The organism is Enterococcus silesiacus, assembly GCF_001886225.1.
GTDB classification, from domain to species: domain Bacteria; phylum Bacillota; class Bacilli; order Lactobacillales; family Enterococcaceae; genus Enterococcus_L; species Enterococcus_L silesiacus.
Window position 1 is genome coordinate 20,933 of sequence record NZ_JXLC01000026.1, and the last position, 16,096, is coordinate 37,028.

Sequence of the window (16,096 nt, forward strand, 5' to 3'; positions counted from 1 at the left end):
TCTATTTAGCAATATCTATAAGGGCTAATTTAAACAATTATAGATTTTTCTTATTTTATATAAAAACAAGAAAAATAGTAGTTATTTTATATATAATGTTTTTTATAAAAAAACCATTACAAAAATAGCTATTTTAATAACTAGTAAGACCTATACCATTTAAAATTCTTAACACAAAAAAAGAGTACAGGGTAAAACTAAAAAATTAGTTTTACCCTGTACTCTTTTTCTTCTCTAACTACGCTTCATCAAAATGAATTTCTAAAATATCTAAAATTCTGGCCAAATCTGACTGTGATAGGTATTCAATCTCGATTTTTCCTTTACCTTCTTTTTCTTGAATAGCGACAGTCGTACCAAATTTATCCATTAGACGGTCTTCGCTTTCACGAATGTAGTAAGGTTTATCTTTGATATTTTTCTTTTCTTTCCTAGGCGCTTTCTTGCCTTGATTTTCATTTAAGTCATTGACGATTTGCTCTAACTGACGAACAGTCAAATTTTCTTCTACCACACGTTTTGCCAAGATCAAAATCAAGTCTTTATCTTTTAAACCCAACAGTGTTCTAGCTTGTCCCATTGATAATGTTTCACCTTGAACCATTTCTTTAACTTGGGTCGGCAACGTCAACAAACGTAAATAGTTTGCAATATACGGACGGCTTTTTCCTAGACGTTCTGCTACTTCAACTTGTGTTAGCTTCAAGTTTTTCATCAGCATATCGTAGGCTTCTGCTTCTTCTAACGGGTTTAAATCCTCACGCTGCAAGTTTTCTAATACGGCGACTTGCATCATCGCTTCTTCATCGAACTCACGAACAATTGCCGGAATCGTTTCTTTATCCGCTAATTTTGACGCACGGAAACGTCGTTCACCTGCAATGATTTCGTATCCTTTAACGGCAGACTTTCTAACAATGATTGGTTGAAAAACACCAGATTGCTGAATCGAGTTTGCCAATTCCTGAAGGGATGCTTCGTCAAATGTTTTTCTTGGCTGGTAAGGATTTGGACGAAGTTCATTTAAAGGAATTTCAATTACTTCTTCTTTTTGAACATCTACATCTTCCAAACTAGCAAAATCTTGAAACAATGCATCAATACCTCTACCTAAACCTTTTCCTTTACTCATTATCCAACACTTCCTTTGCTAGTGCTTGGTACACTTCGGCACCACGTGAACGGGGATCATAATCAATAATCGACAAACCGTGACTTGGTGCTTCTGACAGACGGACATTTCTAGGAATGATCGTGTCATAAACTTTTTCACGGAAGTACTTACGAACTTCTTCAACCACTTCAGCACCTAAGTTTGTCCGAGCATCATACATTGTCAACAATACACCTTCAATACGTAGCTCAGGGTTAAAATGCTTTTGAACTAAACGAATAGTGTTTAATAGCTGACTTAATCCTTCTAGTGCGTAATATTCACATTGCACAGGAATCAAAATCGAATCACTTGCTGTAAAAGCATTGATCGTTAAATGTCCTAATGAAGGTGGACAGTCAATCAAAACAAAATCATAGATATCATTTATTTCTTCTATAGCCGCTTTTAAACGGGATTCTCTTGCCATCATTGACGTCAGTTCAATTTCTGCTCCGGCAAGCTGAATCGTTGCTGGTACGATATCTAAATTTTCTCTAGAAGTTTGCTGAATCACGTTTTTGATTGGTTCTTCATTCACTAATACATCATAAACATCCGTTGCAACATCTGGCTTACGGACGCCGATACCACTCGTTGCATTTCCTTGAGCATCAATATCGATCAGCAACACTTTCTTGCCGTAATAGGCAAGGCAAGCACCTAGATTCACAGTGGTCGTTGTCTTACCAACACCGCCTTTTTGATTCGCTACAGAAATTATTCGTGCCATTTGTGTCCCTCCATCTTATTTGATTGGTTGTTTATTTGGTAACCCTGGTTTTCTTGGGTATTTTTTGGGTGTTTCCTTTTTCTTTTGGATCACAACGATATGTCGTTCATCTTCTGTGATTGGTAATTCAAATGACACTTCTTTTTGAAATTTACCGCCTAAAGTAGCAATCGCAGGTTTGGCTTCTGTGATTTCTTCCTCACTTTTGGCTGCTTTCAATGCTAAGAAAAAACCATCCTTTTTCACTAATGGCAGACAGAGCTCACTCAATACATTCAAACGGGCAACTGCACGAGCAGTTACATAGTCAAAAGCCGCACGAAAGTCTTCTTTTTGTCCAAAGGTTTCCGCACGATCGTGATACAAAGAAACGTCTTCCAACTTCAACTCATTGACTAATTCAGTTAAAAATGTGATTCGCTTATTCAATGAATCCACAATCGTCACTTGTAATGTGGGAAAAACGATTTTTAGCGGAATACTAGGAAATCCAGCACCAGCGCCAACATCACAAATCGATTTATTTGTTGAAAAGTCTTCAAAAAATGCCAGAGAAATAGAATCATAAAAATGCTTTAAATAGACTTCTTTTTTTTCGGTGATCGCAGTTAGGTTCATTTTTTCGTTCCATTCAACGAGTAATTCAAAATAACGGGCAAATTGTTCCATCTGATGATCCGATAGTTGGACCTCTTTTTGGCTTAATAGTTGTTTAAATTCTTCTGGAGTCATACGTTTCCTTCCTTGCGTGAAACAGAAAATGTTTCACAGTTGTCTTTTCTTACTTTAACGCAAATAGCAATTTCTTGCAATGTTTTTAGTAAGTTTTTTAGCAGTTATAATAAAATGTTTCTTTCTATTATATAGCAGAAAAAAAATCCTTTTTTCACGGAAACATTTTTTGAAAAATAAAAGGACTGAACGCTAACTCAAAGAGTTAGCACTCAGTCCTTTCAAACCCGAATAAACGATGATAAAAATGTCACTTACTTCAAGTAAGCGAAACACTTTCATTTCAACCTTTTGATCGTTTATTTTCTTAGTCTCCGCCAGCTGTTGCTTTGATCATTTGATTGTAAATCGGTTCATGGTTTATTAAATCTTCGATCGTACCAATTTTAACCCCTTTAGAATAATAACCATCTAAAAGACCTAATTTTTGAAAAATCGTTTGTTTATAGGCAATTTCCGCATTCCACTCCACTGTATCCAGAATCGCTAAAGCAGAATGGATCGCTTCCAGCCCAGTTTCGCCGCCTGTGGTAATTAATACACCATGACTGTCCAATAAAAATTCATGCGGTAAAGCTTGGCGGGCCATCGTTTTGATATGATTGCTAACGATTTCCGCTAACTCTTCTGAGCAATTCGGCTCAAATTCCAACACTTCAATATATTCCACCTTCTGAGTTGCTTCTGTCAAATTAGGCATATCCAAGCCACTGGTAGCCCAAAACATACTATTGGGTGCATGAGCATGTAATACTGCCTTGATTTCAGGATTTGCGTCATAAACTGCTTCGTGCATATTGATCTCTCTTGTCAATCCACCCTCACCTGCAATCACTTTTCTCGTATGGGGCTCCACCACTAAAATCTGTGAAGGAGAAACATGTCCTAAATACGCTTGTGACATCATCGTTGGTGTCATAATGATAAATTCTTTGCCCTTGTTATCTGTTGTTTTAAATGAAAAATTACCGCCCGCAACATTGGTGTTTTTACGTTCAAAAATCAACTGTACGATCTTTGCCATATCTTCTCTTTCACGTTCAAATAAGATTCTTCCGTCTGCCATGATTTACTACAGCTCCTTCTTCTTTTTTAATATTTTTCCAGTACGAATCGATTCCTTCGCTGCTTCTTGAACTACTTTATAGTCTTCATATTTTTGTCTTTTTCTGTCATCATATTCTTTAAAAAGAACTGCATTACCATTTCTATAGATGAAAAAAGAGAGGAGTATGACTAAAAAATACAGCGCTATGATATTGAGTGATAGCGCACATATAAAAAGCAGGATATCTATGAATAACAGCAACAACCATTTGCCTTTTTGTTCCATGTCGGCCCAGCCTTTCTTAGCTCTACTTAACGCTTTCTTCATAACGTGCGCTTGGTACTGGTTCTTTTGCCATATACTTATATAACCAAACGAACATTGAAATAAAAATGATAAAGCCGATGATCGCCATAACATTTAAATTAGCTGCTTCTGCAAATAAGATTCTAAATTCTGGCCCTTCGATCGATGACCAGGTAATACTGCCACCTTTTAAGTCTACTGCTCCAGTTTTTTTCGCTAAACCAGTCAATACAGGAGCCAGGTATGTTGCGCCGTACAAGTAAAGCGGCGTGTAAATAACACCTAGCGTGATCATTCGGTACAAATTGCCACCGGTCAATAATAAACCGCCGACTGCAATCGAGTAGTTGATGATCCCAGCGAGCGGCAATACTTGATTACCAGGTAAAATCATTGCATAGCCAATAAAAACTGGCACTAAAATAATCGCTGTTACCCAAATTTCAGAGCGTCCTGCCAAAATCGGCCAGTCTAAACCAATGTAAACCTCGCGATCTTTAAACCGTTTTTTCATCATTTCTGACATGGCATCAGCCAAAGGAGAAAGTGATTGCATAAACATCTTACTGATCATCGGAAACAACGCCATCGCTGTCGCCACTTGGATTCCTAAATTTAACGAACCAGAAATGCCATATGCTGCGCCAAAACCAAGTAGTACTCCAATGATAAAGCCCATCACACTATTCTCAGAAAAGATCCCGATCTTCGCTTTTAAAGCTGAAGTGTCGGCTTTTTTATTAAAGAACGGAATTTTATCCATCACAATATTGACCGGCAGCATCAGTACTGCTGAAATATTCATCAAATGAGTTACGGTTACTAAAGGAATTCCCGTCAGATCTTGAATATGACGCTGGAACATATCCCCCATTTTCAGCTCCAAAACTACTTGTACAACAGCGGCAATAAATCCTGCAACTAGTGAGCCGCTAATGAAGTACACGAGGTAGGCGGTCAAAGCTTTCCCCCAGACATTCCACATATCGACATTTAATGTTTTGGTTAAATTCAATAAAAGCATAATGAAATTCACACCTAAAACAACAGCGAAAAAGACAAATGCATAGGACCAAGACCAGGTAATACTTGCAGCTCCTGTCCAGCCCAGATCAAGAGCTGGCAAACTGATTCCAGTATTTTTAGCCATTGCAACGGACGCTGGACTTACGGCATCTGACATAAATCCGATAACCATGCTCATTCCAGTAAAAGCTACACCTAAAGTAATTGCCGACATAAACGCTTTTTTCAACGGCATGCGAGCGATTAGCCCAATAATCAGGATAATCAAAGGAACAAAAATTGCTGAACCTAGATTTAATATATAATCAATCACAGATTGAAAAATTTCCATCTCTTCTACCTACCTATCTTTTTGATTTTTTGGTATGATTAGTTTGTATTATTATTTACGTGGAGTTCGGATTCGTCATAATCCGAGCTCCTTTTTCATTTCCTTGTATCCTTAACGATTCCTTCATAGATTTCGTCAACGCCCATGCCTGTTAAAAATGGAACACCCGCATAAACAGAAATTCCTAGTTTTTCTGCTTCTTGCAGTACTTCTTCATCTGGTTTTGCGATATAAACATAAATATCCGCATTCGGTAACTCCTGTAAAATAGACTTATAATCCACCGCTTCTACAGGATAATCAATATGATCCGTATCAAACTTACTTTTGATTTTTTCCGCAACTGTCGTACTCGTTGCTACGCCACTACCGCATGCCACAATTAATTTTCTAGCCATTTTTTACTTCCTCCCATTGGTTCATGAATAATTTGAACATGTCCTCAATTTCTGTTGTCATTTGTAATTCAGAAACAAATGCTTCATTTTGAAATAAGACCATTAACTCTTGTAGTAAGCCAACCTGTTTCGAGGGTTCCTTGATTCCTAAAAAAAATAAATCTCTCACCTCCATCTCTTGATTATCTCCCATTTGTTTGACCTTGATCGGCTTTGTTGTTCTTATAATATATATGAAAGGCCTTTCAATATATTTCGTGTCAGAATGCGGCAGCGCAATATTAAGATATTCAGTAATCAATCCTGTTGGAAATACTTTTTCCCTAGACTTGATTCCCTCCAAATATCCATCATTTACATATCCTACCTGCTTTAAACGCTTTGCAATAAGCTCGAATAGCTCTTCTTCATCTTGCACCGTAACTTTTAAATCGATCAATTCTGGTTGAAACATTTGCTGTGTATTCATGATTTCCCCTCCATTTTAATCCTTAATCAAACTTTTTGTGTTCAACTTTGTAAACATATGTTAAACTTTGTTTATACAAAAAGAATACAACTTGTATAAAGGTTTGTCAACGCTTTCTTTTGATTGTTTTTTGTTCGTTTTACGTTTAAAATGTAATAGATAAACATTCCCGAACAAAAAAGGAGAACTTTTTATGTTAAAAAGAGAGCGACATGCACATATTTTAGAATTACTGGAAAAAAATACATTTATGACTGTGTCCGATATAGCAACAGAATTACACGTTTCTGAAATGACGATTCGTAGAGATATCAATGAACTGAGCGATTCTAATCAATTAGTTCGTCTATATGGTGGCGCGCAAAAAATCGATCGAAAAGATAAAGAACTAGCTACCCACGAAAAAATCAATCTACATATCGAGCAAAAAGAATATATCGGAAAAATCATGAATTCTTTGATCCAGGATCATCAGGTTGTTTTTGTAGGAGCAGGAACAACTATTTTATATGCGTTACCTTTTATCAAGAAGCAAAATTTAATGATCGTTACCAATAGTTTGTTAGCGTTCAACTATATCATTGAACACACAGACTACCGGATCTTGTTGACTGGAGGGGATTTTACACCGATTACAGAAGAATTTATCGGAGAGCACGCAGAGCAGACATTTGAAACGATCAACATTGATATTGCGTTTGCTGCAACAAACGGCATCTATAACAATAATGTGACCACTTCTAACTATTTAGAAGGCGGTGTGCAGCGGGCCGCGTTTAAAAATGCCAAGAAAAAAGTTGTTGTGGCGGACAGCACAAAATTCAATGTTAGTGATGTGTATACGTTTTACAAATTATCCGATTTAGACTATGTGATTACTGACGACAGAATGGATGAGCAAACATTTAATTTTTATCAATCTTATGGAAAATTATTAAACAAGAAAAGCTAACTGGGTTTGTCTGAACTTTCAAAAGCCCAGATTAGCAGGCTTTTGAAGGAGAGGAAACTACAATGATTTTAACCGTGACACTTAACCCATCGATAGATTCTATTTATTTTACCGACACATTTGTTTTAGGAGAAATGAACCGCTGTAACAATCCCATCAAAGCGATTGGTGGAAAAGGCATCAATGCCGGAAGAACTGCGGCGATTTTAGGCGGAGACGTAACTACCACTGGAGTTTTAGCTGGAATCAACGGAAAATTTATTCAAGCTGAACTTGAGCAGGAGCCATTTAAATCAGCCTTCTTCCCCATCTCTGGCGAATCAAGAAACGCGGTGACTGTGATGGACCAAGAGAAAAACCAAACGGAAATCGTAGAGCTCGGCCCTGAGATTACCGATACAACTGCAAAAAAAATAATCGATACTGTGATCGACTTTTCCTTTAAACAAAAAGAGGCGCCCGTCATTGCCTTATGTGGTTCTGCTAATACTAAAAACGAGCATTTGTACCAAGATTATTTACAACAACTACAGGATCAGCTTGGTCCAACGGTAAAAATTCTAACGGATATTTCAGGAAAACAGCTTCAAAATGTCGTAAACGGCACAATTAAACCTTATTTTATCAAACCTAATATTCATGAATTTGCAGAACTAGTGAATAGGCCGCTGACAAGCAAACAAGACGTTATCGAACAGCTAAATCATCCGCTATTAGTAGGAATTCCGTTTATTCTAGTTTCTTGTGGCGGAGAGGGTGCCGTAGCAAAATATCATGAACGAATCTTTGATGTTGGCATACCTGCTATCGATATCATTAATCCTACAGGATCAGGCGATGCTACCGTGGGCGGTGTTGCATTTGCTATAGACCAAGGTCTTTCTATAGAAGAAACTTTGCGCTACGGGATGGCTTGCGGTATGAGTAATGCTCTTGAACAAGCGGTTGGTTATGTTTCAGTTGAAATTGTTGACACATTGAAACATAACATTGTTATACATGAAATAGAACAAATGTTTCACGTGTAACAATGAGCGCACAAAATAAAATAAGGAGCTCTTCATCATTTTAAAGAAGAGCTCCTTATTCTATCTATATGATTAAACTACCTATCCCAGCTGAAAGCTTGATCTTTTGCTAAATAAAACGGTCGTAAATATCCCACAGTATTAGACAACGGAATAATATCTTCACTTAAATCGATCTTTAATATTTCCTTGATATACTTTCTCCGCGTGATGATTCGCTCCCATAACGCAGGATACTCTTCTCTAATTTGCTTTTGTAATTTGTCATCAGCCAACGCAACACACTCTTCCGCACTCACTCCTGCATAGCCTGCCACAGATGGAATAATGTCGATTTGTAAAATCATGCCACTCTTCAATCGTTCTTCAGATTCAGCATAAATCGGCGAAGACATCCATTCTTCATCTGATACTAAATGTCCAGGATTTAAATGCCAATGATAGTCAGCTTTAGGAAAAACGGTTTCGATCGCTTGATAAAGCTCTTTTCCTTGCATTCCGATTTTTATCGTTTCCAACCAAGTAGTCACTGCCTGATAGTAAGGTTTGGCAACTCGCTCTAAGTAATCTTGCTGGTTTTCAGGAAGCTGCTCTGCATTTTCTATGACAAAACCAGTTCGACTAGACAAACCACCTTTGTATGCCGTTGTTAAAGACAGCGGATCTCCTAGCGCTACTTTTTTGTGTGTGGGATAAACATTTCCGTATTCAAATCGCTTCCCGGTTGCTGCAATCGTAACAACCGTATTTGTTTGCCCTTCAGCTGTCAACTCGTTCCCTAAGACAGCCTCCGTTTGGCCTATAGCCACTGCATCCATTGCATTTAAAATACAACTAGAAGCTAAGTTAGCACCGTACTCATAATGGGCGATTTCATTCACATTATGAGTCGTGCGAGCGCCTTTATCTCCTCCAATAAATAAATGAGCCGCATTTTTGACAACAGCCTGTTCATGTTTACTTGTTAAAAGTGCCTGAATAATAAAATAAGGAAGATCAAAGTAGGCTTTATTGTCCGACTCAGCTGTAGTAAACATTTTCCAGCCGACAACACCGATTTGGCGTTTTTCAGACAAGCCAATCGTTTCAAAAATAGTTTCCAGTCTCGCTTCATTATCCACTGGCTGATTTGGTAAAGAAAACAATGGACAATGGATCAACTGATTTTCGACCCGAGCAACCTGGGCCATTTTTAAGTTTTCATTTCCAAGAATCAGTGTACATTTACCTGTATCCTCCAAAACCAATAAGCCTTCTTCAAAACGAGGAATAAAGCCAGTCAAATATTCAAAGTTGCCCCCATGCTCTTTATCCGCATAAATCACTAGAGCATCGTAACCTTCTGATTTCATATTGTCCAAAACCTTTTGTTTCCGCTCATTCATCGTTGCATCCGATAAAAAGACTGGCGCTACACCTGGAAAAATCGTAGGTTTAGAAAGCTTTGCTAATTGAATGTTTGATTCTTTCATGTTAATGACTTCCTTTCAAATAAACTATTTTTGTACTAAAAACTCATGTAAACGTCTTTTTTGCTCTCCTTCAGCTGTAAAATTGGTTGGTTCCAACCACGATTCCACCCGCATTTTTACTTGCGGCCATTCACTATCAATGATAGAAAACCAAGCGGTATCCCTATTTCGCCCCTTGTACACTAAAGCATTGCGGAAAATCCCTTCAAATGTAAAACCTAAACGTAGTGCAGCTTTTCTAGAAGGTTCATTCAACGCATCACATTTCCACTCGTACCGTCGATAGCCTAAATCGTCCAACGCATAACAGGCTAAAAGATACTGCGCTTCTGTCGCTATTCGTGTTTTTTTTAATGCATCAGAATAAATCACAAAACCAACTTCGATTGACCCTTGTTCTGCATTTATCCGCATCAGTGCTAGCGTACCCAGTGCTTTCCCGCTAGCCTTATCAATAATTGCATAATGAAAAGGATCTTGAGAGCGACTGATTGTTTCTAAATAGGACAAAAAAGCTACTTTGCTTTCAAACGGATTCAATGGTAAATAGGTCCAATTTTTAGCCTTACTTTCCGGTCCATATACTTGATATAACGCTTCAACATGTTTGCTTGACTCTACCTTTTCTAAGCGACAATACATTCCTTCTAACATGTTTTTTGACGGATACTCTCTTGTTGACCAGTCTGACACTGGAGAACCGATTGGCTGATTGTATGAATTGTAGTTCAGTTGTACCTTCATTTCATTTCCTCCTGTCACTTCCTTTAGTTTAACAAAAAAAGGAAGCCAATTATAGAGAGAGGTTCCTGGTATTTTCCATTAAAATAAATATTTTTTTAATCATTATAATAATTATCTAAAAACTATGTTTTTAGTACAATTTTTGAGAATTTCTGTACTAAAAATATGCTATAATTAAAATCTATAAAAATATATTGTTAAAAAAAATAATTACCACATACCATACATTATTGATCTTACACTCAAGGGAGATGAGCCATTGAAGATTGCATTGTGTGATAATAACCAGAGAGAAATGGGAAAAATCGAAAAAACGATAGCACTACGCTATTCTCACAAATATGAGTTTGATTTCTTCAGTAATGGGGAAAAATTACTAAGACATCTTAAAGAAAAAGGCAAAAGAAACTATAGCATCTACTTTATTTCTATGGAAATCAACGAAATGGACGGTATCGCATTAGCGCAGCAAATACGCACACTTGATTTAGAAGCACTGATTATTTTTGTTTCTGACGATATTCAGCGCATGCCTGAGGTTTTTAAAGTACAGGCTTTTGATTATCTATTGAAGCCAATTTCTCAAGAATATCTGCTAGAAATAATCGATCGATCTAATCGCTATTTTAACGCCATTCATGCCTACTTTGAATTTTCTTTTAACCGAAAACTTGTTGTCTTAGCGATGGACGACATCATCTATATCGTCAAAAGCGGACGAATCGCGTACATTCATACAACAGAAAAAGTGTATAAAACATATTTAACAATGGCTGAAATTATAGATAAATTAAATAAAGATTTATTTGCCCGAATACACGGCAGCTATGTTGTGAATTTAAATTATATCGTTGAAGTCATGAAAAATGAAGTATTCGTCAAACAGTTTAAAAATAATATCCAGCAAGAGAACACTGTTTCTTTACCAATGAGTAGAACCTTTAAAGATGAACTAAAGCAAACGTATACTATTTTTCTAAAATCAGGACAATCATTGTAAATCTACAGTTTTGACCATATTTTCAAAATAAGAATGATAAATACTTTTCTCTATTGAGGGACTTATCATTCTTATTTTTTTGTTTTTCAGACTAATAGAACACTATAAAATCCAGATGAAGATAAAAAACAATCCTAAAGATAATTTATAATTCTATTATTTTCGTTATTTTTTACTTAAAACATGCAAGTTTTTACATTAAGTCTTTGCCAACTCTTATTTTATGGTAACGTTTAGGTAACTAGCGGGCATTATCAATGCCCTCTAACAATAACGATTTGGAGGAATGACAAATGGCAGGCGATAGAATTAAATTATCCCCACAAGAACTAAGAACATCTTCAACAAAATATACGGATGGTTCGCAACAAGTTCAAGATATTTTACAAAAATTACAAGCAGAGCAAGATACAATTCAAGGTAACTGGGAAGGTAGCGGTTTTGATAGCTTTAACGATCAATTTACTGCTTTAAAACCAAAAGTAACTGAGTTCGCTGAGTTATTAGATCAAATCAATAAACAATTGAACGAAGTTGCCAACATTGTAGAAGAAACAGATCAAAATATCTCTTCAGCAATCGGAAGAGGTCTATAAGAACCACATAACTGAGGAATAGGGAGGGCACTTGCTCCTCACTGTTCCTCTTTTTTTAGGAGAATGATAAATGAACAGTAAAAAACTATATTATCTGTTGAAGTCTGTTTGGATGGTCGTAATATTACTTATTATGCTGATATTTATGAATCGAGATTTTACCGATATCTCTGCAAATAAAGCAAAAGAAGAACAAGATATGCGGTTAAATATTGCTTTAGTAAATGAAGATAACGGGATTAACAAAAATAACATAGACTATAACCTCGGCGCAGATTATGTAAAGAAAATAGAAAAAGATGCGGCCTATAACTGGTTCACCGTTAGTCGAGGAATTGCAGAAAATGGGTTAAAAAACGGCACTTATAACTTACTTGTTACGATTCCAAGCAATTTTTCAAGCAAGCTTTTAGAACTAGATAGTGAAGCACCTGAAAAAGTTCAGGTCAATTATAAAATCAATGCAAATGGAAATGCTACTTTGGAAAATGAATCTAGAAGTGTTGGCCGAAAAATCGTCAATGATCTGAACCAGCAACTCGTGGATTTATATGTAGTCAGTATCGTGGACAATTTGTATACCGCTCAAAGAAACATTGAAAAAGTCTATACAAATCAAACCGATTCAGTTGGCAAGTTTCAAGATATTCTTTACCAGCCAACAATCAGCTTTAAGGAGTATTTGCCTTCTATTACATCACAGTCAAAAAATGCATTAGAAACAAACAATCTTTTAACTGATACATTGACTAATTATACGAAAAGTACTGAATCGCTAGTATCTAGCCATGGTGATCAGGCAACAACACTCGAAGAATTATTAAAACAACGAGCGGATGGCAAAATTACCTATGAAGAATTTTTGGCTATTTTAGTGGCCATGGATGACAGTATCTTAAGTTCAGAAACAGACGAACTATATCGAACGATCAAAAGTGTCAATGATGCTATGCAAAACGACTTCGGTGCTGTTGGAGCAGATGGAGAATATGTTCAAAAAACCAAAGAATTACAAGAACAGTTAGCCGCTTCACAAGAAGAAGTTGATGCTCAGCTGGAGAATTTAAAACAAATCAATTTAAATTATTTTAAAACGTATAAAGAATATTTTTATTCCTATTTTGGCTATCGAAACCTTGAAGAAGATGACTATCCTGAAATTAGTTTAAGTGATGCTTTAAAGAAAAAAGGAAATGAGCATTTAGCAAGTGTTAAAAATATTGAAACATTCAACAAAAATCATTTAAAAATAATGCAAAAACGACTAGGTTCATTACCTTATACAGGGATTTCTCTAAATTTAGATCCAATCTATACTTACCCTAGAGTCCCTTATGGTGATCAACAACCTTTGGATCAAATCATCGCAATGCAGACGGGGATTTCTGAAAAAGTAGATGCTATTAACGAAACAATTAATGAAATCAACCAAAGAAATCAATACCCTGAAGGGCAAGAAATCAAAACATTGAATTTCGTAGATGAGCCTACCAACGGTTACTATAGAGACTTAAAATATGCCTATGATCGTCTGGAAAACGAATGGGATAGACTTCCAAGAAGAGGAGAGTTCACAATATCCTTTACTGAAATGGAAGAAGGTCAATTAGCAGTTACCATTCCAGAGTATGTTGAAGTAACGTCAATCTATGGAGTAAAAGATGGCGGTAGATTTGATTCACCTCTTCAAACAGGTACGTACACTTTTAATCTAACAAAATATCAAAAAGATATCACAATATCTTACAACATCAAAGAAGATTATGACGAGACAACCAATGGAAGTCCGCAGTTTGATCTACAGATTAGTAAAGTGATGGACATCAACCGGATGCTTCCAGCAACTACAACTACAAAAATCGTTAAAGAAGAAACAGTCGATGAAGAAAAACAAGAAACGACCGAATCGAGTACACCTGAAAAGAGAGAAGCCGACGATACTGACGTCCCTCTAGTTCCTATAGAACCAGAGACACCTACTACAGGCACAGCAGTTAGCGTAACATTCCCTTATAAAGTCGATGTATCTGGTTTCCTCAATCAAGACTATCAAGGAGCAAAACGAAAATACTCTGAAGAAGTCGGTAAAGTTTTAGAATTATACAAATCAGTTGATGCCGAATTAAAAGAATTTCAAGATTATCCTTTTGAAGAATTTCATGATTTACTGTCAATGCCGCTAACAGATGTGCTGCAAGGATTAATCAATGAAACCTTTGATCGCGGTCATTACAGGAAACAATCAGAAGAACTGATAGACTTACAACGAAAAGCAACTGATATGGAAAGACAAGCAGAAGATGCTAGTACTAGATTAGGAAAAATTCAAGAAAACAGTCTCACATTAAATGAAACCGTCGCAGGTCAATTAGTGAAAATGGAGGACTGGCGTAAAACGTCTCAGGAAATGACAGCCGGAGAAAAACTCGTTGACTCTACTAATAAAGAGACTGATTCACGAATAGAGAGTCTTAAAGCTTCTTTAGAGGCTTTAAATGAACAAACTAAAATGGTAAAAGACGCTTCCGAAACGAATGTAAAAGAAGCTTCTGATGTACGTAATGTGTTTGATTCATTTGATAAAGACGTACAAACTGCTCAAAAAAATGGTGAGGACCTATCTGCAAATGCGGATGTCATCATGGATAACCTAAATACAGAACTCGCAAACAACAATGATTTCGTCTCAGCGTTCATCAAAGTGTTGAACAATGCGCATAAAGATGGCGTACCAAATAACACCTTACTACAATTTATCGCAAACCCGGTTAACGGAAAATCAGAAGCAACAATCAAAACGACTGAAATCAATGAACCATTTACTTGGATTTTGATCATGTATACCTTGAGCTTATTTATCGCTTACCTGTTTGCAACGCAACCTGTCGCAAGAAAAGTCAAAAACAAGTTCAAACGAGAAAAAGTATGGCTGAAAGACAACATGCTAGAAACACTACTTCTCAGTCTTAGCGCAATCGGCATTGGTTTGATTTTAGGAATTCTAAGCATCAGTGAATTAGGCATCGTGAAAGAGTCTCAAATCGTTTGGGTCATGATGATCGTACTGTTTATGCTGATCTTCTCATTATTAAATCACTATGCATTGAAGCAATTCCATATCGCTGGTTTTGCCTTAAGTCTCTTCCTATTTATCAGCTACGTCTTTGTCACCAATGCGATCGGTAAAACCAAAGGCAATAATCCAATGGTCGACCTGATTCGCTCGGTCAATCCATTGTCGATCGGTGAAAATAACTTAGCAGATATTCTGGCAAAAAATGCATTGAATATTGTTCAGATCATTTTATATCTGTTGGCCATCGCAGCCTTGATTGCATGTAATATTTTCATTTGGAAACCAAAACGCAAAGCAAAGGAAGTGACTCCGAAATGAAAAAGCTGATGTTCTTACTTTTACTAGGAATATGTCTCTTTTCCTTTTCAGACACAGCCAAAGCTGATGAAACCTTACTTGATAACAACCTAGAATTAAAAACAGATCGTTTGAATAAAGAACAAGTCGATGATGGGAAAACTAAAAGCTTTGTCGCTGAAGACCGTTTATTCGAAGATGAAATGATCCAAAAAACAGCCAATGCTAAAGCGTTGGCAGAAAAACAAAAACAAGAAGACATGTCTAACCTATTCCTAACCAAAGCTGCAAAAGTAAAAGAATTAGATGCTACTCAGCTATTTGCAGCAAATGAAAATAATCACGCAGCAGTAAAAAGAGAAGAAACTAGCTCCACAGTTTCTTCTCCTCCTGCGTTATTCCCATTAATTTTAGGTTTAGCACTAGTGACAGTTGTTACCTTATTTTTGTATCACAACAGAAAACGAGGACAAAATCATGGCAGATAATACAGAACATATCAATGTCACCTTACTATATCAAAAAAACAAAGAAAAAATGGTCGATTTACGAATCCCAAACAACATTACTGTTTTTCGGTTTATTCGGGAATTAAACCAAATTTTCGGCAAAGAAAAAGACGTTAAAAAATACCAAATCAAAGTGTTGAATAAAGGAATTCTTTTAGATGAAGAACAAAAACTAAAAGATTTTCCAATTGCTGATGGCGATATAATCGAAGTGTTGGGGGAGTAA

General features: G+C 36.5%; 17 protein-coding genes. 7 read left to right on the top strand and 10 right to left on the bottom strand.

Annotated features, from left to right (window positions below):
• Positions 1 to 238 precede the first annotated feature (238 nt).
• The 8 genes from RV15_RS14915 to RV15_RS14950 form a co-directional block, all read right to left on the bottom strand.
• The gene (locus RV15_RS14915; protein WP_071878811.1) at positions 239 to 1,132 is read right to left on the bottom strand and encodes a ParB/RepB/Spo0J family partition protein; all 894 of its coding nucleotides are present in this window, start codon (positions 1,130 to 1,132) and stop codon (positions 239 to 241) included.
• Entirely contained in the window at positions 1,125 to 1,886 is a 762-nt protein-coding gene (locus RV15_RS14920) for a ParA family protein (protein ID WP_010762166.1), read from the bottom strand. The genes RV15_RS14915 and RV15_RS14920 overlap by 8 nt, the downstream gene beginning before the upstream one ends.
• Before the next feature lie 15 nt (positions 1,887 to 1,901).
• The gene (gene rsmG / locus RV15_RS14925; RefSeq protein WP_071878812.1) at positions 1,902 to 2,618 is read right to left on the bottom strand and encodes a 16S rRNA (guanine(527)-N(7))-methyltransferase RsmG; all 717 of its coding nucleotides are present in this window, start codon (positions 2,616 to 2,618) and stop codon (positions 1,902 to 1,904) included.
• Between the two features lie 307 nt (positions 2,619 to 2,925).
• Entirely contained in the window at positions 2,926 to 3,684 is a 759-nt protein-coding gene (locus RV15_RS14930; protein WP_071878813.1) for a class II aldolase/adducin family protein, read from the bottom strand.
• 6 nt (positions 3,685 to 3,690) lie between these two features.
• Positions 3,691 to 3,993, bottom strand: coding sequence for a hypothetical protein (locus RV15_RS14935; RefSeq protein ID WP_245791393.1), 303 nt, complete (start codon positions 3,991 to 3,993; stop codon positions 3,691 to 3,693).
• Positions 3,974 to 5,329 carry a PTS galactitol transporter subunit IIC gene (locus RV15_RS14940; RefSeq protein ID WP_071878814.1) on the bottom strand — a complete coding sequence of 452 codons (1,356 nt, stop codon included), beginning with the start codon at positions 5,327 to 5,329 and terminating at the stop codon, positions 3,974 to 3,976. The genes RV15_RS14935 and RV15_RS14940 overlap by 20 nt, the downstream gene beginning before the upstream one ends.
• 95 nt (positions 5,330 to 5,424) lie before the next feature.
• Positions 5,425 to 5,727 carry a PTS sugar transporter subunit IIB gene (locus RV15_RS14945; RefSeq protein WP_071878815.1) on the bottom strand — a complete coding sequence of 101 codons (303 nt, stop codon included), beginning with the start codon at positions 5,725 to 5,727 and terminating at the stop codon, positions 5,425 to 5,427.
• Positions 5,720 to 6,196, bottom strand: a complete 477-nt coding sequence (locus RV15_RS14950) for a PTS sugar transporter subunit IIA (RefSeq protein ID WP_071878816.1) — start codon at positions 6,194 to 6,196, stop codon at positions 5,720 to 5,722. Before RV15_RS14950 ends, RV15_RS14945 begins: the two co-directional genes overlap by 8 nt.
• Before the next feature lie 193 nt (positions 6,197 to 6,389).
• On the opposite strand from RV15_RS14950, the gene RV15_RS14955 reads away from it, so the two are divergent.
• Together RV15_RS14955 and RV15_RS14960 are read left to right on the top strand one after the other, a co-directional pair.
• The gene (locus RV15_RS14955) at positions 6,390 to 7,148 is read left to right on the top strand and encodes a DeoR/GlpR family DNA-binding transcription regulator (protein WP_071878817.1); all 759 of its coding nucleotides are present in this window, start codon (positions 6,390 to 6,392) and stop codon (positions 7,146 to 7,148) included.
• Positions 7,149 to 7,210: 62 nt separating this feature from the next.
• Positions 7,211 to 8,176 carry a 1-phosphofructokinase family hexose kinase gene (locus RV15_RS14960; protein WP_071878818.1) on the top strand — a complete coding sequence of 322 codons (966 nt, stop codon included), beginning with the start codon at positions 7,211 to 7,213 and terminating at the stop codon, positions 8,174 to 8,176.
• 77 nt (positions 8,177 to 8,253) lie between these two features.
• Here the strand turns inward: RV15_RS14960 and RV15_RS14965 are convergent, their stop codons facing one another.
• Together RV15_RS14965 and RV15_RS14970 are read right to left on the bottom strand one after the other, a co-directional pair.
• Positions 8,254 to 9,648 (bottom strand): M24 family metallopeptidase, encoded by a 1,395-nt coding sequence (locus RV15_RS14965; protein ID WP_071878819.1) that lies wholly within the window; start codon positions 9,646 to 9,648, stop codon positions 8,254 to 8,256.
• Between the two features lie 24 nt (positions 9,649 to 9,672).
• Positions 9,673 to 10,392 carry a GNAT family N-acetyltransferase gene (locus tag RV15_RS14970; RefSeq protein WP_071878820.1) on the bottom strand — a complete coding sequence of 240 codons (720 nt, stop codon included), beginning with the start codon at positions 10,390 to 10,392 and terminating at the stop codon, positions 9,673 to 9,675.
• A gap of 259 nt (positions 10,393 to 10,651) precedes the next feature.
• Between RV15_RS14970 and RV15_RS14975 the strand changes: the two genes are divergently transcribed.
• The 5 genes from RV15_RS14975 to RV15_RS14995 all read left to right on the top strand — a co-directional run bounded on the left by RV15_RS14975 (position 10,652) and on the right by RV15_RS14995 (position 16,096).
• Positions 10,652 to 11,392: a LytR/AlgR family response regulator transcription factor gene (locus RV15_RS14975; protein WP_083429210.1), complete on the top strand. Its 741-nt coding sequence runs from the start codon at positions 10,652 to 10,654 to the stop codon at positions 11,390 to 11,392.
• A 293-nt stretch (positions 11,393 to 11,685) separates the two neighbouring features.
• On the top strand, positions 11,686 to 11,988 hold the full coding sequence (locus RV15_RS14980; RefSeq protein ID WP_025870697.1) for a WXG100 family type VII secretion target: 303 nt from the start codon (positions 11,686 to 11,688) through the stop codon (positions 11,986 to 11,988).
• 70 nt (positions 11,989 to 12,058) lie between these two features.
• Entirely contained in the window at positions 12,059 to 15,382 is a 3,324-nt protein-coding gene (gene esaA, locus RV15_RS14985; protein ID WP_071878821.1) for a type VII secretion protein EsaA, read from the top strand.
• The gene (locus tag RV15_RS14990) at positions 15,379 to 15,849 is read left to right on the top strand and encodes a type VII secretion EssA family protein (RefSeq protein ID WP_071878822.1); all 471 of its coding nucleotides are present in this window, start codon (positions 15,379 to 15,381) and stop codon (positions 15,847 to 15,849) included. Before esaA ends, RV15_RS14990 begins: the two co-directional genes overlap by 4 nt.
• Entirely contained in the window at positions 15,839 to 16,096 is a 258-nt protein-coding gene (locus tag RV15_RS14995; RefSeq protein WP_071878823.1) for an EsaB/YukD family protein, read from the top strand. Before RV15_RS14990 ends, RV15_RS14995 begins: the two co-directional genes overlap by 11 nt.